Genomic DNA, 16,163 nt, shown 5'->3' with positions numbered 1-16,163 from the left:
AGGGATTTTTAGTATAAGCAAAATGGATATAAGGCAATATTTAGATTCAACCTATTTAAAAACACCGGAGCAGGCAGGCCTAACAAAAGAAGAAAACCTGGAGGTGGTAAAATCGTTTATAGGTGAGGCAATAGCACAAAACTTTAAGCTGATAATGATTCGTCCGGACATGGTAAGCATCGCTAAAGATATGATTGCAGATGCACGTTCTAAAGTTGATATAGGTACCGTTATCGATTTTCCGTTAGGGCAGGGCAGTCTTGAAGCAAAACTTGCGGAAGCGCAGGAGGCGATAGATAATGGTGCTGATGACCTTGATTTTGTTTTGGATTATGAGGGATTTAAGGCAGGTAAAACAGAGTTGGTAAAACAACAGGTTTTAGAATGTACCAGATTAGGGCTTACGCATGGAAAGATTGTAAAGTGGATTATTGAAGTTGCGGCATTAAACGACCATGAAATTGTGCAGCTTAGTGCCCTTGTGAAAAATATAGTGCTTTCTAATTTTGATGAAAGTAATTATTCGCGTGTTTTTGTAAAATCGTCAACCGGGTTTTATAAAACACGTGACGGAATTCCTAATGGGGCGACACTGCCGGCAGTAAAACTTATGCTGGAGAATTCCTATCCATTGTCTGTAAAAGCGGCAGGAGGGGTGCGCACACTTGAAGAAGCGCAACAGATGATAGCCTTAGGGGTAAAGCGTATCGGTACATCTTCGGCAGCAGCAATAGCAGCCGGAACTTCCGGATCCATAGGGTATTAAAACAAGAAAGCCTTCCTGTAGCGGAAGGCTTTTCTTTTCATAGCAATTTCGATTGATGATTATTTCTTTTTCATAGCAATGTTTCCCAAACGAAATTTTTCTTTTTCAAAGCAACTTAACTAAACGCAAACTTTTGAAGGTTTACACTTATTAGATGCGGCATAATTAAAAAGGTTGCGTGATGGTGTTAAATTTTTTTCAAAAATTATTTATACTCTTTCTTTTTTACGCTCGTTTTGTGGTAAAAGTAATTTTTGAAGTATCTTTGCGCCAGTTTTTACAACCCAATGAAAATCATTTTGAACGTTCAGGACAATCAGTTTTCTATTAAATCACTTTTTGCAGATTTTGTAGCAATTACAAAAGCCAGGCTGGCTATAAGTGTTGTTTTTTCATCTGTGGCAGGATACCTCCTTGGCTTTTCTGACGACTATCCGTTTAGCTGGGCAACGCTTATATTGCTAACAGTTGGTGGCTACTGCATGGTAGGAGCTTCTAATGTTTTTAACCAGATCATAGAAAAAGACCTTGATGCACTAATGGACAGGACAAAAAACCGTCCGGTTCCTTCGGGTAAAATGTCGTCTAAGAATGCCTTTATACTTGGATCATTGCTGACGATATTGGGAATTGCTATTTTATATAGCATAAACCCAAAAACGGCAATGTTTGGTGCTATCTCCATCTTTTTATATACCAGTATTTACACGCCATTAAAAACAAAAACGCCTTTAGCGGTATTTGTTGGTGCGTTTCCCGGAGCTATACCTTTCATGTTAGGATGGGTTGCTGCAACGGGTGATTTTGGTGTTGAAGCAGGAACTTTATTCCTTATTCAGTTCTTCTGGCAATTCCCTCACTTCTGGTCAATAGGCTGGTTTTTATTCGACGATTATAAAAAAGCAGGTTTTTTTATGCTGCCTACAGGCAGGAAAGATAAAAAGACTGCTTTGCAAACTATACTGTACACGGTTTGGCTTATACTGGCTTCGTTGCTTCCTGTAACAGGTTTTACGGGCGAGTTAAAGCTGAGTATAATTTCGGCAGTTATAGTTTTCCTTTTAGGATTATGGATGCTTGTTTATGCTGTGAAGCTTTATAAGCAAATGGATGCCGCGGCGGCTAAAAAGCTGATGCTTGTAAGTGTGTCTTATATATCGCTGCTTCAGGTAATTTATGTTTTAGACAAATTTATACGTTAATATATGGAAACGATGTCGCTTAAAGATCATGCCGACAGGAATGCACGCTCTAAAAAGATGCTGCTTTGGTTCGCTATGATAAGCATGTTCATGATGTTTGCTGGTCTTACCAGTGCTTATGTGGTAAGTACGTCAAGGCCGGACTGGCTTAAAGATTTTGTATTGCCGGATGCTTTTATAATAAGTACTGTAATAATTGTAGTAAGCAGTCTTACTTTTCATATGGCTAAAGTCACAATGAAAAAAGGCGACAGGAATGGTACCACAATGTGGCTTTTTGCTACTCTCGGATTGGGTATTGCTTTTGTGGCTGCTCAGATTTACGGCTTCGGAAAAGTCATAGAAAGCGGGTATTATTTTACAGGTCCGGAGAGTACGGTTACTACTTCTTTCCTTTATATTGTTACAGTTGTACACTTAGTTCACCTGTTTGCAGGGCTTATTGTGCTGCTTGTTGTAATTTATAATCATTTTAAACAAAAATACAGTTCTTCTCAAACCCTTGGAATAGAGTTGGGTGCAATGTTTTGGCACTTTCTTGATATTTTATGGGTATATTTGTTTTTATTTTTCTATTTCTATTAATAGAAAAATTAATGTAAATTTGGAAACTTTTTAACCAATAACTTTATATGGCAGCGACAGTTACTTCTACAGCTACTACTACAGGTAAAACATGGGGCGGAGGAAACGAGCCTATGGGAGCTAGTTATGGCAAAATGATGATGTGGTTTTTTATCGTATCAGATGCCCTTACGTTCTCAGGATTCCTTGCAGCTTACGGTTTTTCACGATTTAAATTCATTGAAACTTGGCCAATAGCCGACGAAGTGTTTAACCACTTTCCGTTTATGCATGGTACAGATGCACCGATGTACTATGTGGCATTGATGACATTTATACTTATCTTTTCATCAGTTACAATGGTACTTGCAGTAGATGCAGGTCATCACCTTAAGAAAACAAAAGTTGCAATATATATGTTGCTTACTATTGTGGGTGGTTTTATATTCCTTGGCTCTCAGGCTTGGGAGTGGAAAAACTTCATTAAAGGAGAGTTTGGTGCTGTTGAGACAAAAGGTGGTGCAATACTTCAGTTCGTTAGAGCAGGAGAGAACGGTAAATACGAAAGGGTTGCCCTTGCAGAATTTGCTGCTCATCTTCCAACAACACGTGTTGATAAAGTAAGAAGCAACGGTATCTGGTTTGAAGAAAATGCAGCGTTACCAACTTACTCTGTTGAAGAGATACAGGAAGGTTTAAAGGCACATCCTGAAGTTTTGGTAAGGACTGAAAAAATTGTAAAAAAGCATAAAGAAGTACTAACAAGAGAGCAGTCGTTAGCAAGAATTGCAGATGCTGTTTATGTTGTAGAAGGTGCTAACCTTGTGAGAAATGAGTATGGACACAAATTGTTCGCTAACTTCTTCTTCTTTATTACAGGTTTCCACGGTTTCCACGTATTCTCTGGTGTTATGATCAATATCCTTATTTTCTTTAACGTATTACTTGGTACTTACGAGAAAAGAAGAAGCTACGAGATGGTTGAAAAAGTTGGTCTTTACTGGCACTTTGTAGATTTAGTGTGGGTGTTTGTATTTACATTCTTCTACCTTGTTTAATTATTAAAAAAGAATCTTTATCATGGCACATTCGCACGAATCTAATACAAAAAGAATCTGGGTTGTTTTTGGTCTTTTATCACTAATAACAATTGTAGAGGTTGCATTCGGTATTGTTAAGCCGGCTTTCCTACACGATTCACATCTGTTCCAGATGAACTTATTGAACTGGATATTTATAATCCTTACAATTGTAAAAGCGTACTACATTATGTGGGCGTTCATGCACCTTGAAGGAGAGAAAAGCAGTTTAAGGTGGTCTATTGTGGCACCTTTGGTATTCCTAATTATCTATTTAGTGTTCATCTTGCTTATAGAAGGTAATTATGTTTTTGACGTGTTTCATACATCTCACTACAAGTGGATTTTCTAACACATTTACTATAAAAAGGCGGTTTTTCAACCGCCTTTTTTTTAATTTTGCAACGGAATACTTTTTCCCGTTATCATGAAAAAAAAGATAGTTCTTATCGTCCTGTTTATATTGCCGCTTTCGGCATATATCTACTTCTCTTTAGCAAAGCATAACCAGCTTTTTTTACCGGTAGTTACTAAAAATGTAGCCGAACTTCCCGCCGGAAAAACACTCGATGCCAATCCGATAGGATTGCAGGGTAAAATCACCATTATTGGTTTTCTTGGCAATGATATGCTTAAGAAGAAAGAAACCATTTTTAACATCAACCAAAAGATCAACGAAAAGTATAAAGGCTTTACCGATTTTCAGATGGTAATGCTGCTTCCCGAAGGGGAACAGGAAAAGGTAAAACAGATTACTTCTGAAATTAAGGTAATGGCAGACATCTCTAACTGGAAATTTCTATTTACCAGTCCGGAGAATATTGCTAAGTTCTACCAGACGCTTAAAGTGAAAGAACCTTTGAATGCCGATTTTGGAACGTATAATCTTTTTATTGTTGATAAAGACCGCAGCCTTAGGGGCAGAAAAGGTGAAAACCCAAAAACGGGTAAAGATGAGTATAAAGATTCTTATAACTCCTTACTTGTGGCTGAACTTCACAATGAAATGACGGATGATATTAAGATACTGCTTAGGGAGTACCGCCTTGCCTTAAAAAAGAATAACGACCTAAAAGGGGTTAAGAGAGAAATATAATCATGAACAATAAATCATATTCATACATTGGCATCTCGTTTATCGTGCTGATATTTGGCATATGGGCTGTGCCGAAAATTGTTGCTAAATTCCAGAAATCTGATTTGGTAGAAATTGGTCCGGTTCCATCCTTTGAGCTGACGGATCAGGATAATAAGAAGATTTCTGACAAAGATTACTTAGGTAAAGTATATGTTGTAGAGTTCTTTTTTAGTACTTGTCCAACTATCTGCCCTAAGATGAACCAGAACATGTTGTTGCTTCAGGAGGAATTTTATGGTAATCCTAAATTTGGTTTGGCATCGGTAACAATTAATCCTGAATACGATACGCCAAAAGTACTGAAAGAGCATGCCGAACAGTTGGGTGTAAAGCATTATAACTGGCATTTTTTAACAGGTGATAGCGAGTATATTAATAACCTCGCTATAAAAGGTTTTAATATGTATGCGGGCGCCGATAAAACGGCTCCGGGAGGATTTCAGCATTCAGGGCTTTTTGCGCTTGTAGATAAAGATGGCAAGATCCGTTGCAGAAAAGACCAGTATGGTAACCCTATTTTATACTACGACGGACTTGAAGACAGCGGGGTAAAAGCAATTAAAGAAGATATTAAAAAATTACTTGAAGAATAACAATGGAGAATACAGCTAAAGCAGTTGAGCAGAAATATAAAAAATGGATCATCCTTTTGTCGGTAGTTATACCTTTGGCGGTGGCACTACTTTTTGGTGTTAAGCTTAAAGATTTTGGTTATGATGTTAAGCCTTTATCGTTTCTGCCGCCTATTTATGCAACAATAAACGGTATTACAGCAATTGTGCTGTTTACAGCAGTATGGGCTATTAAAAACGGCAAACAGCAGCTTCATGAAAACCTTATGAAATTTGCTATAAGCTTATCGGTTGCCTTTCTTGTTATGTATGTAGCATATCACATGACATCAGAATCTACTAAATTTGGTGGCGAAGGTGCTATAAAATATGTGTATTATTTTATCCTGATAACGCATATTGCGCTTTCGGTGATCATTATACCTTTTGTATTGTTTACTTATGTGAGGGCGTTGTCTAAAAGCTTTGTGAGGCATAAAAAACTGGCAAGGATTACCTATCCAATGTGGTTGTACGTTGCAGTTACCGGTGTAATTGTTTATCTAATGATATCTCCGTATTACGCTCACTAAAAAATTACAATTATGGGTTTTAAATCAAAACATATATTTTTCGCCTTAGTGATGCTGGTGTTTTCGGCCGGAGCCAATGCACAGTGCGCTATGTGTCGCGCAGCTTTAGCCAGCAGTGACGGAAACATAAAAGCACAGGCCGTGAATGACGGTATCGTATACCTTATGGTATTTCCGTACTTACTGGTAGCTCTTGTAGGTTATGCCATTTACAGGATGCGAAAAAAAATGAAAGACAAACAGACGGAAGTCTAAATATAGAAATAGAAAAAGCCACAGGTATCTGTGGCTTTTTTGTTGTTGGTAAATCGAGGGTTATTTCATTCCATCGATTTTCAGGTCCATTTTTCCTGATCCTTTTATAAATGCTATGATCGCTTTATCCGTAAGTTCTACTTTATCGAATTCAAAATCATTCAGCGATCCGTTAACAAATATGCCCGGCATAGGTGAATAGTTGTTTAAGTAAGGCTGTAAGTTCTTCTTGCCTTCTTCCAGATTTGTCTTGATGGAGTAACGGCAGCTCTCCTGTATTTTTCGTAAAACAATACCTTCGGCAAGCCAGTTGGCAGTTCGCATCAATACGCTCTTGGTGTTTAGTACATAATCCATCTGGTCGAAATAGATTTCTTTGGTAACAGCATTGTAGTTCGGGTATCCGGTAAGGTATATCGTTCCGTTAATACTGCCTGTCATGTCTAAAGCAATAACCATTTTACCGTCTTTATTCCAAAGGTCTACTTTCTGAACGGTAACTTTTTTACCTCCCGACCCAAATTCCTGTCCCTGGAAATTTTTAGTCATTACTTTAGATGCGCTCTCGTAGGTAGATACGGCAGCAACAACTGCGCTAACATTATCGGGCATTTTAGATACCGGCTTTAAAACTACGTCTTCTTTCCTGAAAGTACTTTTAGGCTTTTGCCCAATCATTGTAAGCATCGTACACTTAAGCCCCATCTGAAGAGTGACCTGTTTTTTTGTAAGTACAGCATCGGTTACATAAAGCTCAACGGGATTCAGCTTAAACCAGGCTTCATATTGTTCATTCGTTAAAAAAGGAGTGCTGATTTTTTCAAGTGCATCAAGAACCTGTGGTTTAAAGTCCATAGTCTTGGCTATGGCATCGTCAAGTTTATTCTCAATTTTAGATTTGAACATCTTAACAGCGGGATTGATAAGGTAAGTAATAGCTACCCTTTTCCCGGCAATAGTTACTGTTGGGCTTTCATTCCACTCTAACGATTCAATAGAAGTATCAGTGCTCATTTTCCAGTTGGTAAGGCTCACTTTACTTTTAAAAGTAACCACACCGTCAAGGTTTACTTCTCGTGTATCATACATGTCCATTCCCAAAGCAGATGTACCGTACCTTACATTGGCTGTAATTTTGATAGGTACTACCGATTGCAGTTTTCCATTCGACTCAGAAAATTTTATAGGAGCCGTTTTTATCACTTTCATGGCAATGTTGTCATCTTCCAGAACTTTGTCTTCGTAAACCATTCCCGGCAGGAGCTTATTTACCTGCGACTCGATATCGGCTATGGTAATGCTCACCGGCAGGTTAATGAAAGAAGTTGTGCTTTGGTATACCAAAGGTGCATTGTTGCTTGGTTCGGGCTTTAAAGCCTCTATTCTTTTTGCGGTAGAACATCCGGTTGCCATAAATAGCGATGCAATTCCCAAAAACAGTAAGGTTCTCATTTTTTGATATGTGTATAAATAACGGGGTAAAATTAGGATTTTATTTGTAACAAAATCGGTACGAATTAGTCTAATAAAAATATATTGAGTGTAGTACCGTTAAATAAATTAGGTAAATTTGTAAACTCATCAATCAATCTATGAAAAACAAACTATGTATACTCCTTGTTCTGGGTGGTGTGTTTTTTTCAACCGGTGCGCATGCACAGTCGAAAAAATGGACATTACAGGAATGTGTAGAATATGCTTTAAAGAACAATATTTCGGTACGACAATCTGAACTTGATTTAAAGCTAACGTCAGTTGATAAGTTGGACGCAATAGGCGCTTTTTTACCAACCGCCAATGGTAATGCCCAGCACATATGGAACAGCGGTCTTAGCCAGGATCCGATTTCGGGACAAAATAAAATTCAGACAACTGCATTTAGCACTTTCGGTTTTAATACTCAGGTAGATATTTACAAGGGGCTTCAAAACCAGGCACGATACCGTAAGGCAAAAATGTCTATTGTAGCGGGGCAGTACCAGCTGCAAAAAATGAAAGACGATATTTCATTGAACGTTGCTAATGCCTTTTTAGATATCCTTTTCAATAAAGAAAATTTAAAAGTACAGCAGGAGCAATTGCAGATTGATACCAAGCAGTACGACAGGTCTTCGCAATTACTTGAAGGCGGACTTATACCTAAAGGAGATTTATTAGATATTGACGCTACAGTAGCGTTAGATAAGCAAAAAGTTATTCAGGCCGAAAACCAGCTTTTGATATCTAAATTAAGCCTTGCACAGCTACTTCAGATAGAGGATTTCAAAGAATTCGATATTGCAGACGACGACTACGAAAAGAAGGACAGCGAAGTTTTAATGCAGACACCTTCTGCTATATTTGAAAAAGCGAAAGAAACCAGAACAGAGATTAAACTGGCACAAGCTAAACTTGAAGTTGCAAAACAGGATGTAAAAATATCCAGAGCTGCGTATCAGCCTACACTTAGAGGATTTTACAGTGTAGATACCAGGATAGGGTATAGCGATATACCAAAGTTTAATCCTGAAACATCGCAGTTTGACCTTCTTGAGAGTCCACCGCCTTTCTGGAATCAGTTCTGGGATAATAAAGGACATTCATACGGTTTTCAGTTAAATATTCCTATTTTGAACGGCTTAGCAACGAGGAATAGTGTAAGCCGTGCAAAGGTAGAACTGGAGCGTTCTCAGCTTTCTTATGAGCAGCAGGAACTAGATCTTGAAAGAAATGTGTATACAGCGTTCGCTGATGCGCAGGGCGCTATTAATACCTATGATGCGGCTGTATCGGCGCAGATCGCCAGGACACAGGCGCTTGAATATGCCAAAGAACGCTATGAAGTAGGCTTAATTGATGTATTTACCCTTAACCAGGCGCAAACGCTGGCAGTAAATGCAAATAGCGAAGTGCTGCGTACCAAATATGATTTTATCTTTAAAGTAAAAATACTGGAGTTTTACTTCGGAATTCCAATCTACCAAAAACAATAACCATGTCAAAAAAAACAATTTATTTTTTATTAGGCGGAGTTGCCCTTATTATAGTGCTGCTTGTAGTACTTAAGAAAACAGGTGTTACCGGAAACAAAGATGAAGGTAAGGAAGTTGAAACGGCCATTGTTAAAGAGATAAATCTTATTGAAACGGTTTCTGCAACCGGAAAAATACAACCGGAAATTGAAGTTAAAATATCATCTGAAGTTTCAGGGGAAATTATAGAATTGCCAATCAAAGAAGGTCAGGCTATTAAAAAAGGTGACCTTTTGGTGCGCATAAATCCCGATCTATATGAGTCTAGCGTAAGCAGGACAGCGGCATCGCTTTCTACGGCAAAAGCAGGCCTTAGCCAGAGTGACGCACAGCTAAAAGAAGCGAAAGCCAACTACGAAAGAAACAAACGCCTTTTTGAAAAAGGTGTCATATCTAAGTCGGAATGGGATAAGATTACTTCTGCGTATGAAGTCGCTGTTGCAGGTAAGCAATCGGCTTATTACGGTGTTGCAAGTGCTAACGCAAGTGTAACCGAAGCAAAAGATAACCTTAACCGTACAACTATTTATGCTCCTGTAGATGGTACTATATCTAAACTTGATGCAGAACTGGGTGAGCGTGTGGTAGGTACACAGCAAATGGCAGGTACCGAGATATTAAGGGTTGCTAACCTTAATAATATGGAAGTGGAAGTGGATGTTAACGAGAATGATATCGTTAAGATCGAAATAGGTGATGCTGCCAATATTGAAGTTGATGCTTATCTTAAAAGACAATTTAAAGGTACGGTTACAAGTATATCTAACTCAGCGAGCAGCGACCTTACTGCCGATCAGGTAACGAACTTTAAAGTAAAGGTTAGAATCCTTAAAGAGTCGTATGAAGATATGGTACAGGGTAAACCTGCAAACTACTCACCATTCAGGCCGGGTATGACTGCAACGGTAGATATCATAACCGAGAACAAAACTAACATTCTTGCAGTGCCAATAAGTTCTGTAGTTGTAAGGGCAGATACTACAGCGGTAAAACGTGATGTAGTTGCCGAGCTTGAAGAGAAAGAAAAAGAACTTAAAGAAGGTACAACTACCAAAAAACACGAATGTGTATTTGTAAAGTCGGGAGATAAAGCAGTGCTTAGGCCTATATCTACGGGTATTCAGGATGATACTAATATAGAGGTGATAAAAGGGCTTAAAAAAGGAGATGAAGTTATTATTGGGCCCTATAACCTCGTATCGAAAGAACTTAATCCTAATGATAAAGTAAAAACCAAACCTAAAGACAAAGCAGCAAAATAATAATGGCTTTTATTCTTAATATTGAAACGGCAACCAAAAACTGTTCGGTTTGCCTTGCTGAAAACGGAAAACCTCTTGCCATAGCAGAATATGCAGGAGAGGGGTATGCCCATGCAGAAAAACTTCATGTTTTTATTGAAGAAATCATTCAGAAAGCAGGCATAACTTTTAAAGACCTTACGGCTGTTGCGGTAAGCAAAGGGCCTGGATCATATACAGGATTAAGAATAGGCGTTTCTGCTGCTAAAGGGCTTTGCTATGCGCTTAATATACCATTAATAGCAATTGATACCCTAGAGCTGATTGCACGTAAAATAAATATTGATAGTGGTGTTATCATTCCGATGATAGATGCCCGCAGGATGGAAGCCTATACGGCTGTATTTGATACTGCTTACAATAAGCTTAGGGAAATCAAGGCAGAGATCATCACAGAAGAGTCTTTCTCCGATTTTGAAGGCGAGATACACCTTGCCGGCGATGGTGCTGCAAAATGCCGCGAAGTGCTTACTTCAAGCAGGTTTGTATACCATGAAGATATTTTATACCCATCGTCAGCTGAGATGGCAGGATTGTCGTATGATAAGCATAAAAAAAGCGACACCGTAGATGTCGCTTATTTTGAACCTTTTTATCTAAAGGATTTTATCGCTGGTAAATAATCTTAGATTATTCCGTCAAGATAAGTTCCTAATTGTTCTAAGTCTGATTCTTTTTCAAGATCCAGTTTATTCTTTTTTATGTAATCAAGAATTTCTTTGCTTTTAGCAGGGAATATTTTTGATAGCTCTTTCTTGCTTGAAAAATAAAGTGCATCCTGATCTTTAACCTTTACGTAAAACTCATTGTCAAGTTTTTTGTAGTGTGCAGGTTTATAAGTCTGGTAGCTGCTTGCTGGGAAAGATTCCGGTTGAAGGAATACTCTTTCTCTCTTAAATATTTTTACGTTAGGCTTATCGCTTATAGCACTAAGGTAACCCGTTTTCACTTCGTCTTTATTTGTTTTGTACTGTTGTATAGAATACGATTCTCCGGTAGAATTAAAAGTAATTGTAACACCGTTTTGCATTGACAGGATGCTTGTAGTTCCTGCCTGTGGATCGCTGATTTCAAAATTATCAGCATAAGCATTGTAACGTGCTAAAACCACTTTATCATTGTTAGAAACTTTAGCAGGCATGTACTTGTCGTTAGCAAACATAGAGCCTGTAGCTGCCTGGCTTTTTTCTTTCATTACAGTAATCTGTCCACCGCTGTGTACAGGAGTCTGGTTAACCTGGGCAGTTGCAAGTGCCGATGTAAGGGCAATTGCAACAACGTGAAATAAATTTTGTCTTTTCATTTTTGGAATATAATTTTTTGCAATTTTTTTAATAGGAGGCAAATATACTTTTTTATCGTATAAAAGTTATAATTTTTAGTTAAATATAATAACCAAAAAGCGTGCCGTTTCTAGTAACGGGCTGACTTTAAAATTATTGTAAAAGGCCTTTGGTTTTTTCGCCGCCACTAATATGAAGATCTCTCTGAGGGAAAGGAATTTCAATTCCTGCGTTCTCAAATGCTGTTTTTATGTTCTCATAAAAGTCAGAAACCATAGCGCCATAACTGCCTCTTTCTGCCCAGATCATTATATTAAGGTTAACCGCATTTTCTGCAAGGTCCTTAACTTCAATGCCCGGAGCAGGAGTTTTTAAAATTTTAGCGTCGTTTTCGATTACTTTGTATATAACGTCTTTTACCTGCTTGAGGTCACTGTTATAAGATACGCCAAGTATAATGTCGGCACGGCGTAAAGGCTCTTGTGAGAAGTTTTTAATGGTGTTGTTCGATAGCGTTCCATTAGGCATATACACAACCTGATTGGTTGATGTAATAATTTTTGTACTGAATATCTGTATGCTGTTTACTGTTCCTCCCTGGCCCTGCGCCTCAATATAATCGCCAACCCTGAAAGGTTTAAACATTACGATTAATAGACCTCCGGCAAAATTTGACAGTGAACCTTGTAAGGAAAGGCCAATTGCTAATCCTGCTGCTCCCAGAGCGGTCATAAAGGAAGTAGTCTCAACGCCTAATTTCGTAATTACACTTATTAATAATAGTACTCTGAATATCCATGTAAATACGTCAAGTACAAACTTTAAAAAGGTTGGATCAAAATTCTTTTTTGTCATTAATCCGGTAATGACCCTTCTAACCACTTTTATAACGATAAGACCAATAACCAAAGTTATCACTGCTGAAATTATATTCGGAATATAATCTGCTATAATAACTATAAAGCGGGTTAAAAATGTGTCTACTTTGTCAATCTCAATAAAAAAAGGAATCATAGTGCTTGTAAATCGTTTAATGTTTCTTGAATAGTGTTTTTTGGAAGCCCACAGGTTTTATTTTGGCAAATATAGAACAGCTGTTCGTTTTGCACAAAGCGGTCTTTAAGAAAAGGTATAGAAGATTGTAATTCGCTGCCTGCAATAATAACATGCGGAAGGTAAGCGCTGTTTATTTCTTTTATAGCTTCTGCTGCATTGCTGCCGCAAACGGCCAGTTCTTTATTTTGGTTTGATAGCTCTAACCACAGATTAAGCCAGTTTGAAAACGCCGATGGATAATCAAGGTTTGGAATGATAAGGTAAAGCATCTGCAGGGCAACTCTTTCGTAGTATTCATTGTCAAATAAAATGCTGAGTTTATACAGGACATTTGCCATTACCGAATTAGAAGCCGGTATTACGTTGTCTTCCGTTTCGTAATGAGCAGCAATAAGTTGCTCTTCGCTATTAGAGGTGTAGGCTAAAAACTGCTGTTTTTCATCATAAAAATGTTCAAGGCAATAATCTGTAAGTTGCTTGGCATAAGTGAGCCATTTTTCCTGAAGGGTAGCTTCGTAGAGTGCGATAAAGGCATCTGTTGTAAGTGCGTAATCTTCAAGGAATGCTTTTATTTTGGCGGTGTCGTTTTTATAGGTACGCCATAAGTATCCGTCAGGGTGCCAAAGTTTATCACAGATAAACAATGCGTTTTTACGGGCTGCTGTCAGGTATTTTTCATCGCCTACAGCCTTATACGCATCGACATAGCCTTTTAGCATCAGGGCATTCCATGAGGTAAGTATCTTGTCGTCAAGACGGGGTTTAGAACGTTGTTCTCGAACTTCATACAATGTCTTTTCCCAATCCAGCTTTTTCTGCTGAAGTGTGTCTACAGGCATCCCTGCTGCTTCTGCTATATTTTCAAGCGAGTCATTCTGTATCAGTACAAAATGTCCGTCTTCCCAATAGCCAAATTCATTAATATTAAAAACTTTCGCAAACAAAGCGAATTCGTCTTTAAGTAAATCTATTAGTTCCTGTTTTTCCCAAACATAAAATGCACCTTCTTCAAGGTGGCCTTTGCTGTTAAGGCTATCGGCATCCAGGGCACTGTAAAAAGCACCGCCGTCGGTAGTGAGCTCTTTTTCTATAAAGGAGTGTGTCTTTTCAATTATCTCTTTGTAAAGTGCGTTTTTTGTGCGTTTGTAGGCATCTGCGTACAGGCTCATAAGCTGTCCGTTATCATATAGCATTTTCTCAAAGTGGGGTACATGCCATTTCATGTCTACCGAATATCTTGAAAAGCCGCCGTCAAGAGTATCAAATAATCCGCCCCATGCCATACGGGTAAGGGTAATGTCTACAAATTCAAGTATATCCTCCCTTTTTTCCTGAAAGCCGTAACGCTGAAGGAAAAGATAATTGTTTGGCATCATGAATTTTGGGGCACGGGCATAGCCTCCAAATTCCCAATCAAAACTTTTAGACCATTTTTCAACAATGGGTGCGATATTTTTAGGATGCTGAATTTCGCCTGTAGTATTCTCACCAAGCAGTACCAGAGACTTTATGCCCATCAGCAATTTTTCGGCGTAGTCAATAACCTTTTCCGGTTCTGTACTGTATAGCTGCTGTAGTTGTTCCAGCGATTCTATCCAGTTGTTTTTCCTAAAATAAGTTCCACCCCAAACGGGTCTTCCATCGGGAAGGAGTACGGCATTCATCGGCCAGCCCCCCTGTCCGGTCATTAGTTGAACGGCTTTCATGTAGGTGGCATCAACATCGGGGCGTTCTTCGCGGTCTACTTTTATAGAAACAAAGTTCTTGTTCATAACCGCAGCCACTTCTTCATCTTCAAAGCTTTCATGTTCCATAACATGACACCAGTGGCAGGCAGAATAGCCAATACTAAGTATTATAAGCTTATTTTCCTGCTGTGCTTTTGACAGTGCGGCCTCGTTCCAGGCTTTCCAGTAAATTGGATTATTAGCATGTTGTAGCAGGTAAGGACTGGTTTCAAGGTGTAGCTCGTTCATAAATTTGTTTCTAAGAATGCCAAATTTACTAAAAGCAGAAAGGGCCTCAAAGGCTTTTTGCAAAACATACAGATAATAAGGGGCAAAATAAAAAGCGCCCGGAAATTCCGGGCGCCATGATGGTGATTGATTACCAGTATGTGTTATAACTTATCAATTTTTGTAATGTAAGGTTTTCCGGTAAGTGGAGCATGAATCTCTACAATAGCTTTCCATGATTCACCACCTGATGGTAGCGAAGCGTTACAATTGTAGCGATAGTTAGTTCCGTTTACAACTTGTGTTGAAACAGATTCAGGAACGTATTTTACGCCTACGAAACCTTCCAGTGCTTCTGTAAATACTTGTTGGTCGTTTTCTGTTAGTTTGTGGAACGCAGTCCATGCGCCTCCTGTTAATGTTGCTGCTAAATCTGACATAATTTTAATATTATTGATTGTTTTTCCTACTCGTAAGGTTTTTCGGAAAACACCCCGTTTATTAAAGTGGGTTCTGACTCCACTGATTGATTGGTAGGTGCAAGCTAGGATTAAAAATCAACAATAAAATGCGTGTAATTACCTCTTTTTCAATAAAGTGTAATTACGTGGTGATTCATGTAGAATTTGAATTAAACTACCTTTTAGCATTTAATATTCGGTTGCAGTATTCGGATTATAATTAATTTTACGGAAAAATTAAGCTATGCCCAATGTTATTATTAAAGAGATTAATCACGAGTCTACATGGAAACTACGTAACGAAGTATTGTATCCTGATGGAAAACTAAACGAAATGGGGATGAATGAAGATATCAAAGGAACTCACTTTGGTGTTTTTGAGGGAGATATTCTTGTGGCGATAATTTCATTATTCTTTGACGGAAGCAGTTGTCAGTTCAGGAAGTTCGCTGTAGATGCGTCGATGCAGGGAAAAGGAGTGGGCAGGCTTTTGCTTGCGCATGTTACTGAATATGCTATTAGTAAAGGTGCAACAATTTTATGGTGTAATGCCAGGGTAAGTGCTATTGGATTTTACACAAAAGCCGGCTTTAAACATACCGGGAAGTTTTTTGATAAAAATGGCTTTGAATACGAAATACTGGAGAAGAACCTGTAGCCTTAAAATAAAAAAAAAGCCTCTTGCACAGCAAAAGGCTTCTTTGTGGTACCTCCAGGAATCGAACCAGGGACACATGGATTTTCAGTCCATTGCTCTACCAACTGAGCTAAGGTACCATTAAGTATTTTTGCAATAACGTTATTTTTAGTATTCAAAAATCGAGTTTTGAATAAAAAAGCCCCTGAACAATCAAGGGCTCTTTTTAGCAGTGGTACCTCCAGGAATCGAACCAGGGACACATGGATTTTCAGTCCATTGCTCTACCAACTGAGCTAAGGTACCGTTGT

Annotated in this window: 18 protein-coding genes and 2 tRNA genes; 13 read left to right on the top strand and 7 right to left on the bottom strand. The window is 38.4% G+C overall.

Annotation, left to right across the window (positions count from 1 at the left end):
• Window positions 1-22 precede the first annotated feature (22 nt).
• From ALW18_07630 to ALW18_07590, 9 genes are all read left to right on the top strand, one after another.
• On the top strand, window positions 23-766 hold the full coding sequence (locus ALW18_07630) for a deoxyribose-phosphate aldolase (GenBank protein ID AOE52393.1): 744 nt from the start codon (window positions 23-25) through the stop codon (window positions 764-766).
• Between the two features lie 287 nt (window positions 767-1,053).
• Complete coding sequence (locus ALW18_07625) at window positions 1,054-1,968, top strand: protoheme IX farnesyltransferase (GenBank protein ID AOE52392.1); 915 nt, start codon at window positions 1,054-1,056, stop codon at window positions 1,966-1,968.
• Between the two features lie 3 nt (window positions 1,969-1,971).
• Window positions 1,972-2,553 (top strand): cytochrome oxidase subunit III, encoded by a 582-nt coding sequence (locus ALW18_07620; GenBank protein AOE52391.1) that lies wholly within the window; start codon window positions 1,972-1,974, stop codon window positions 2,551-2,553.
• A 47-nt stretch (window positions 2,554-2,600) separates the two neighbouring features.
• On the top strand, window positions 2,601-3,590 hold the full coding sequence (locus tag ALW18_07615) for a cytochrome oxidase subunit III (GenBank protein ID AOE52390.1): 990 nt from the start codon (window positions 2,601-2,603) through the stop codon (window positions 3,588-3,590).
• Between the two features lie 22 nt (window positions 3,591-3,612).
• The gene (locus ALW18_07610; protein AOE52389.1) at window positions 3,613-3,963 is read left to right on the top strand and encodes a cytochrome C oxidase subunit IV; all 351 of its coding nucleotides are present in this window, start codon (window positions 3,613-3,615) and stop codon (window positions 3,961-3,963) included.
• Window positions 3,964-4,038: 75 nt separating this feature from the next.
• Window positions 4,039-4,707: a hypothetical protein gene (locus tag ALW18_07605; GenBank protein AOE52388.1), complete on the top strand. Its 669-nt coding sequence runs from the start codon at window positions 4,039-4,041 to the stop codon at window positions 4,705-4,707.
• 2 nt (window positions 4,708-4,709) lie between these two features.
• Window positions 4,710-5,342 (top strand): photosynthetic protein synthase II, encoded by a 633-nt coding sequence (locus tag ALW18_07600; protein ID AOE52387.1) that lies wholly within the window; start codon window positions 4,710-4,712, stop codon window positions 5,340-5,342.
• Window positions 5,343-5,344: 2 nt separating this feature from the next.
• Window positions 5,345-5,893, top strand: coding sequence for a hypothetical protein (locus ALW18_07595; GenBank protein ID AOE52386.1), 549 nt, complete (start codon window positions 5,345-5,347; stop codon window positions 5,891-5,893).
• Window positions 5,894-5,905: 12 nt separating this feature from the next.
• Entirely contained in the window at window positions 5,906-6,148 is a 243-nt protein-coding gene (locus ALW18_07590) for a hypothetical protein (GenBank protein AOE52385.1), read from the top strand.
• 60 nt (window positions 6,149-6,208) lie between these two features.
• Here ALW18_07590 and ALW18_07585 read toward each other — a convergent pair whose 3' ends face one another.
• Window positions 6,209-7,600: a hypothetical protein gene (locus ALW18_07585; GenBank protein ID AOE52384.1), complete on the bottom strand. Its 1,392-nt coding sequence runs from the start codon at window positions 7,598-7,600 to the stop codon at window positions 6,209-6,211.
• Between the two features lie 140 nt (window positions 7,601-7,740).
• On the opposite strand from ALW18_07585, the gene ALW18_07580 reads away from it, so the two are divergent.
• From ALW18_07580 to ALW18_07570, 3 genes are read left to right on the top strand one after another with little or no spacing between them, the layout of a single operon-like run.
• Entirely contained in the window at window positions 7,741-9,120 is a 1,380-nt protein-coding gene (locus ALW18_07580; protein ID AOE52383.1) for a transporter, read from the top strand.
• 2 nt (window positions 9,121-9,122) lie between these two features.
• On the top strand, window positions 9,123-10,421 hold the full coding sequence (locus ALW18_07575) for an RND transporter (protein ID AOE52382.1): 1,299 nt from the start codon (window positions 9,123-9,125) through the stop codon (window positions 10,419-10,421).
• 2 nt (window positions 10,422-10,423) lie between these two features.
• Window positions 10,424-11,083 (top strand): peptidase M22, encoded by a 660-nt coding sequence (locus tag ALW18_07570; protein AOE52381.1) that lies wholly within the window; start codon window positions 10,424-10,426, stop codon window positions 11,081-11,083.
• Between the two features lie 2 nt (window positions 11,084-11,085).
• Here the strand turns inward: ALW18_07570 and ALW18_07565 are convergent, their stop codons facing one another.
• The 4 genes from ALW18_07565 to ALW18_07550 form a co-directional block, all read right to left on the bottom strand.
• A complete protein-coding gene (locus tag ALW18_07565; protein ID AOE52380.1) occupies window positions 11,086-11,805 on the bottom strand; it encodes a hypothetical protein in 720 nt (239 codons plus the stop codon).
• A gap of 91 nt (window positions 11,806-11,896) precedes the next feature.
• On the bottom strand, window positions 11,897-12,757 hold the full coding sequence (locus tag ALW18_07560) for a mechanosensitive ion channel protein MscS (protein AOE52379.1): 861 nt from the start codon (window positions 12,755-12,757) through the stop codon (window positions 11,897-11,899).
• Entirely contained in the window at window positions 12,754-14,775 is a 2,022-nt protein-coding gene (locus ALW18_07555) for a thioredoxin (GenBank protein AOE54347.1), read from the bottom strand. The genes ALW18_07560 and ALW18_07555 overlap by 4 nt, the downstream gene beginning before the upstream one ends.
• A 143-nt stretch (window positions 14,776-14,918) precedes the next feature.
• Window positions 14,919-15,194: a hypothetical protein gene (locus tag ALW18_07550; protein ID AOE52378.1), complete on the bottom strand. Its 276-nt coding sequence runs from the start codon at window positions 15,192-15,194 to the stop codon at window positions 14,919-14,921.
• A gap of 265 nt (window positions 15,195-15,459) precedes the next feature.
• On the opposite strand from ALW18_07550, the gene ALW18_07545 reads away from it, so the two are divergent.
• Window positions 15,460-15,873 carry a GCN5 family acetyltransferase gene (locus ALW18_07545; GenBank protein ID AOE52377.1) on the top strand — a complete coding sequence of 138 codons (414 nt, stop codon included), beginning with the start codon at window positions 15,460-15,462 and terminating at the stop codon, window positions 15,871-15,873.
• Between the two features lie 43 nt (window positions 15,874-15,916).
• Here ALW18_07545 and ALW18_07540 read toward each other — a convergent pair.
• Window positions 15,917-15,992: transfer RNA gene (locus ALW18_07540), tRNA-Phe, on the bottom strand.
• Window positions 15,993-16,085: 93 nt separating this feature from the next.
• A tRNA-Phe gene (locus ALW18_07535) sits at window positions 16,086-16,158 on the bottom strand.
• Between the last annotated feature and the right edge of the window lie 5 nt (window positions 16,159-16,163).

This window comes from Flavobacterium psychrophilum, assembly GCA_001708385.1.
GTDB lineage: Bacteria > Bacteroidota > Bacteroidia > Flavobacteriales > Flavobacteriaceae > Flavobacterium > Flavobacterium psychrophilum_A.
This window is presented reverse-complemented; position numbering and strand designations above follow the sequence as displayed.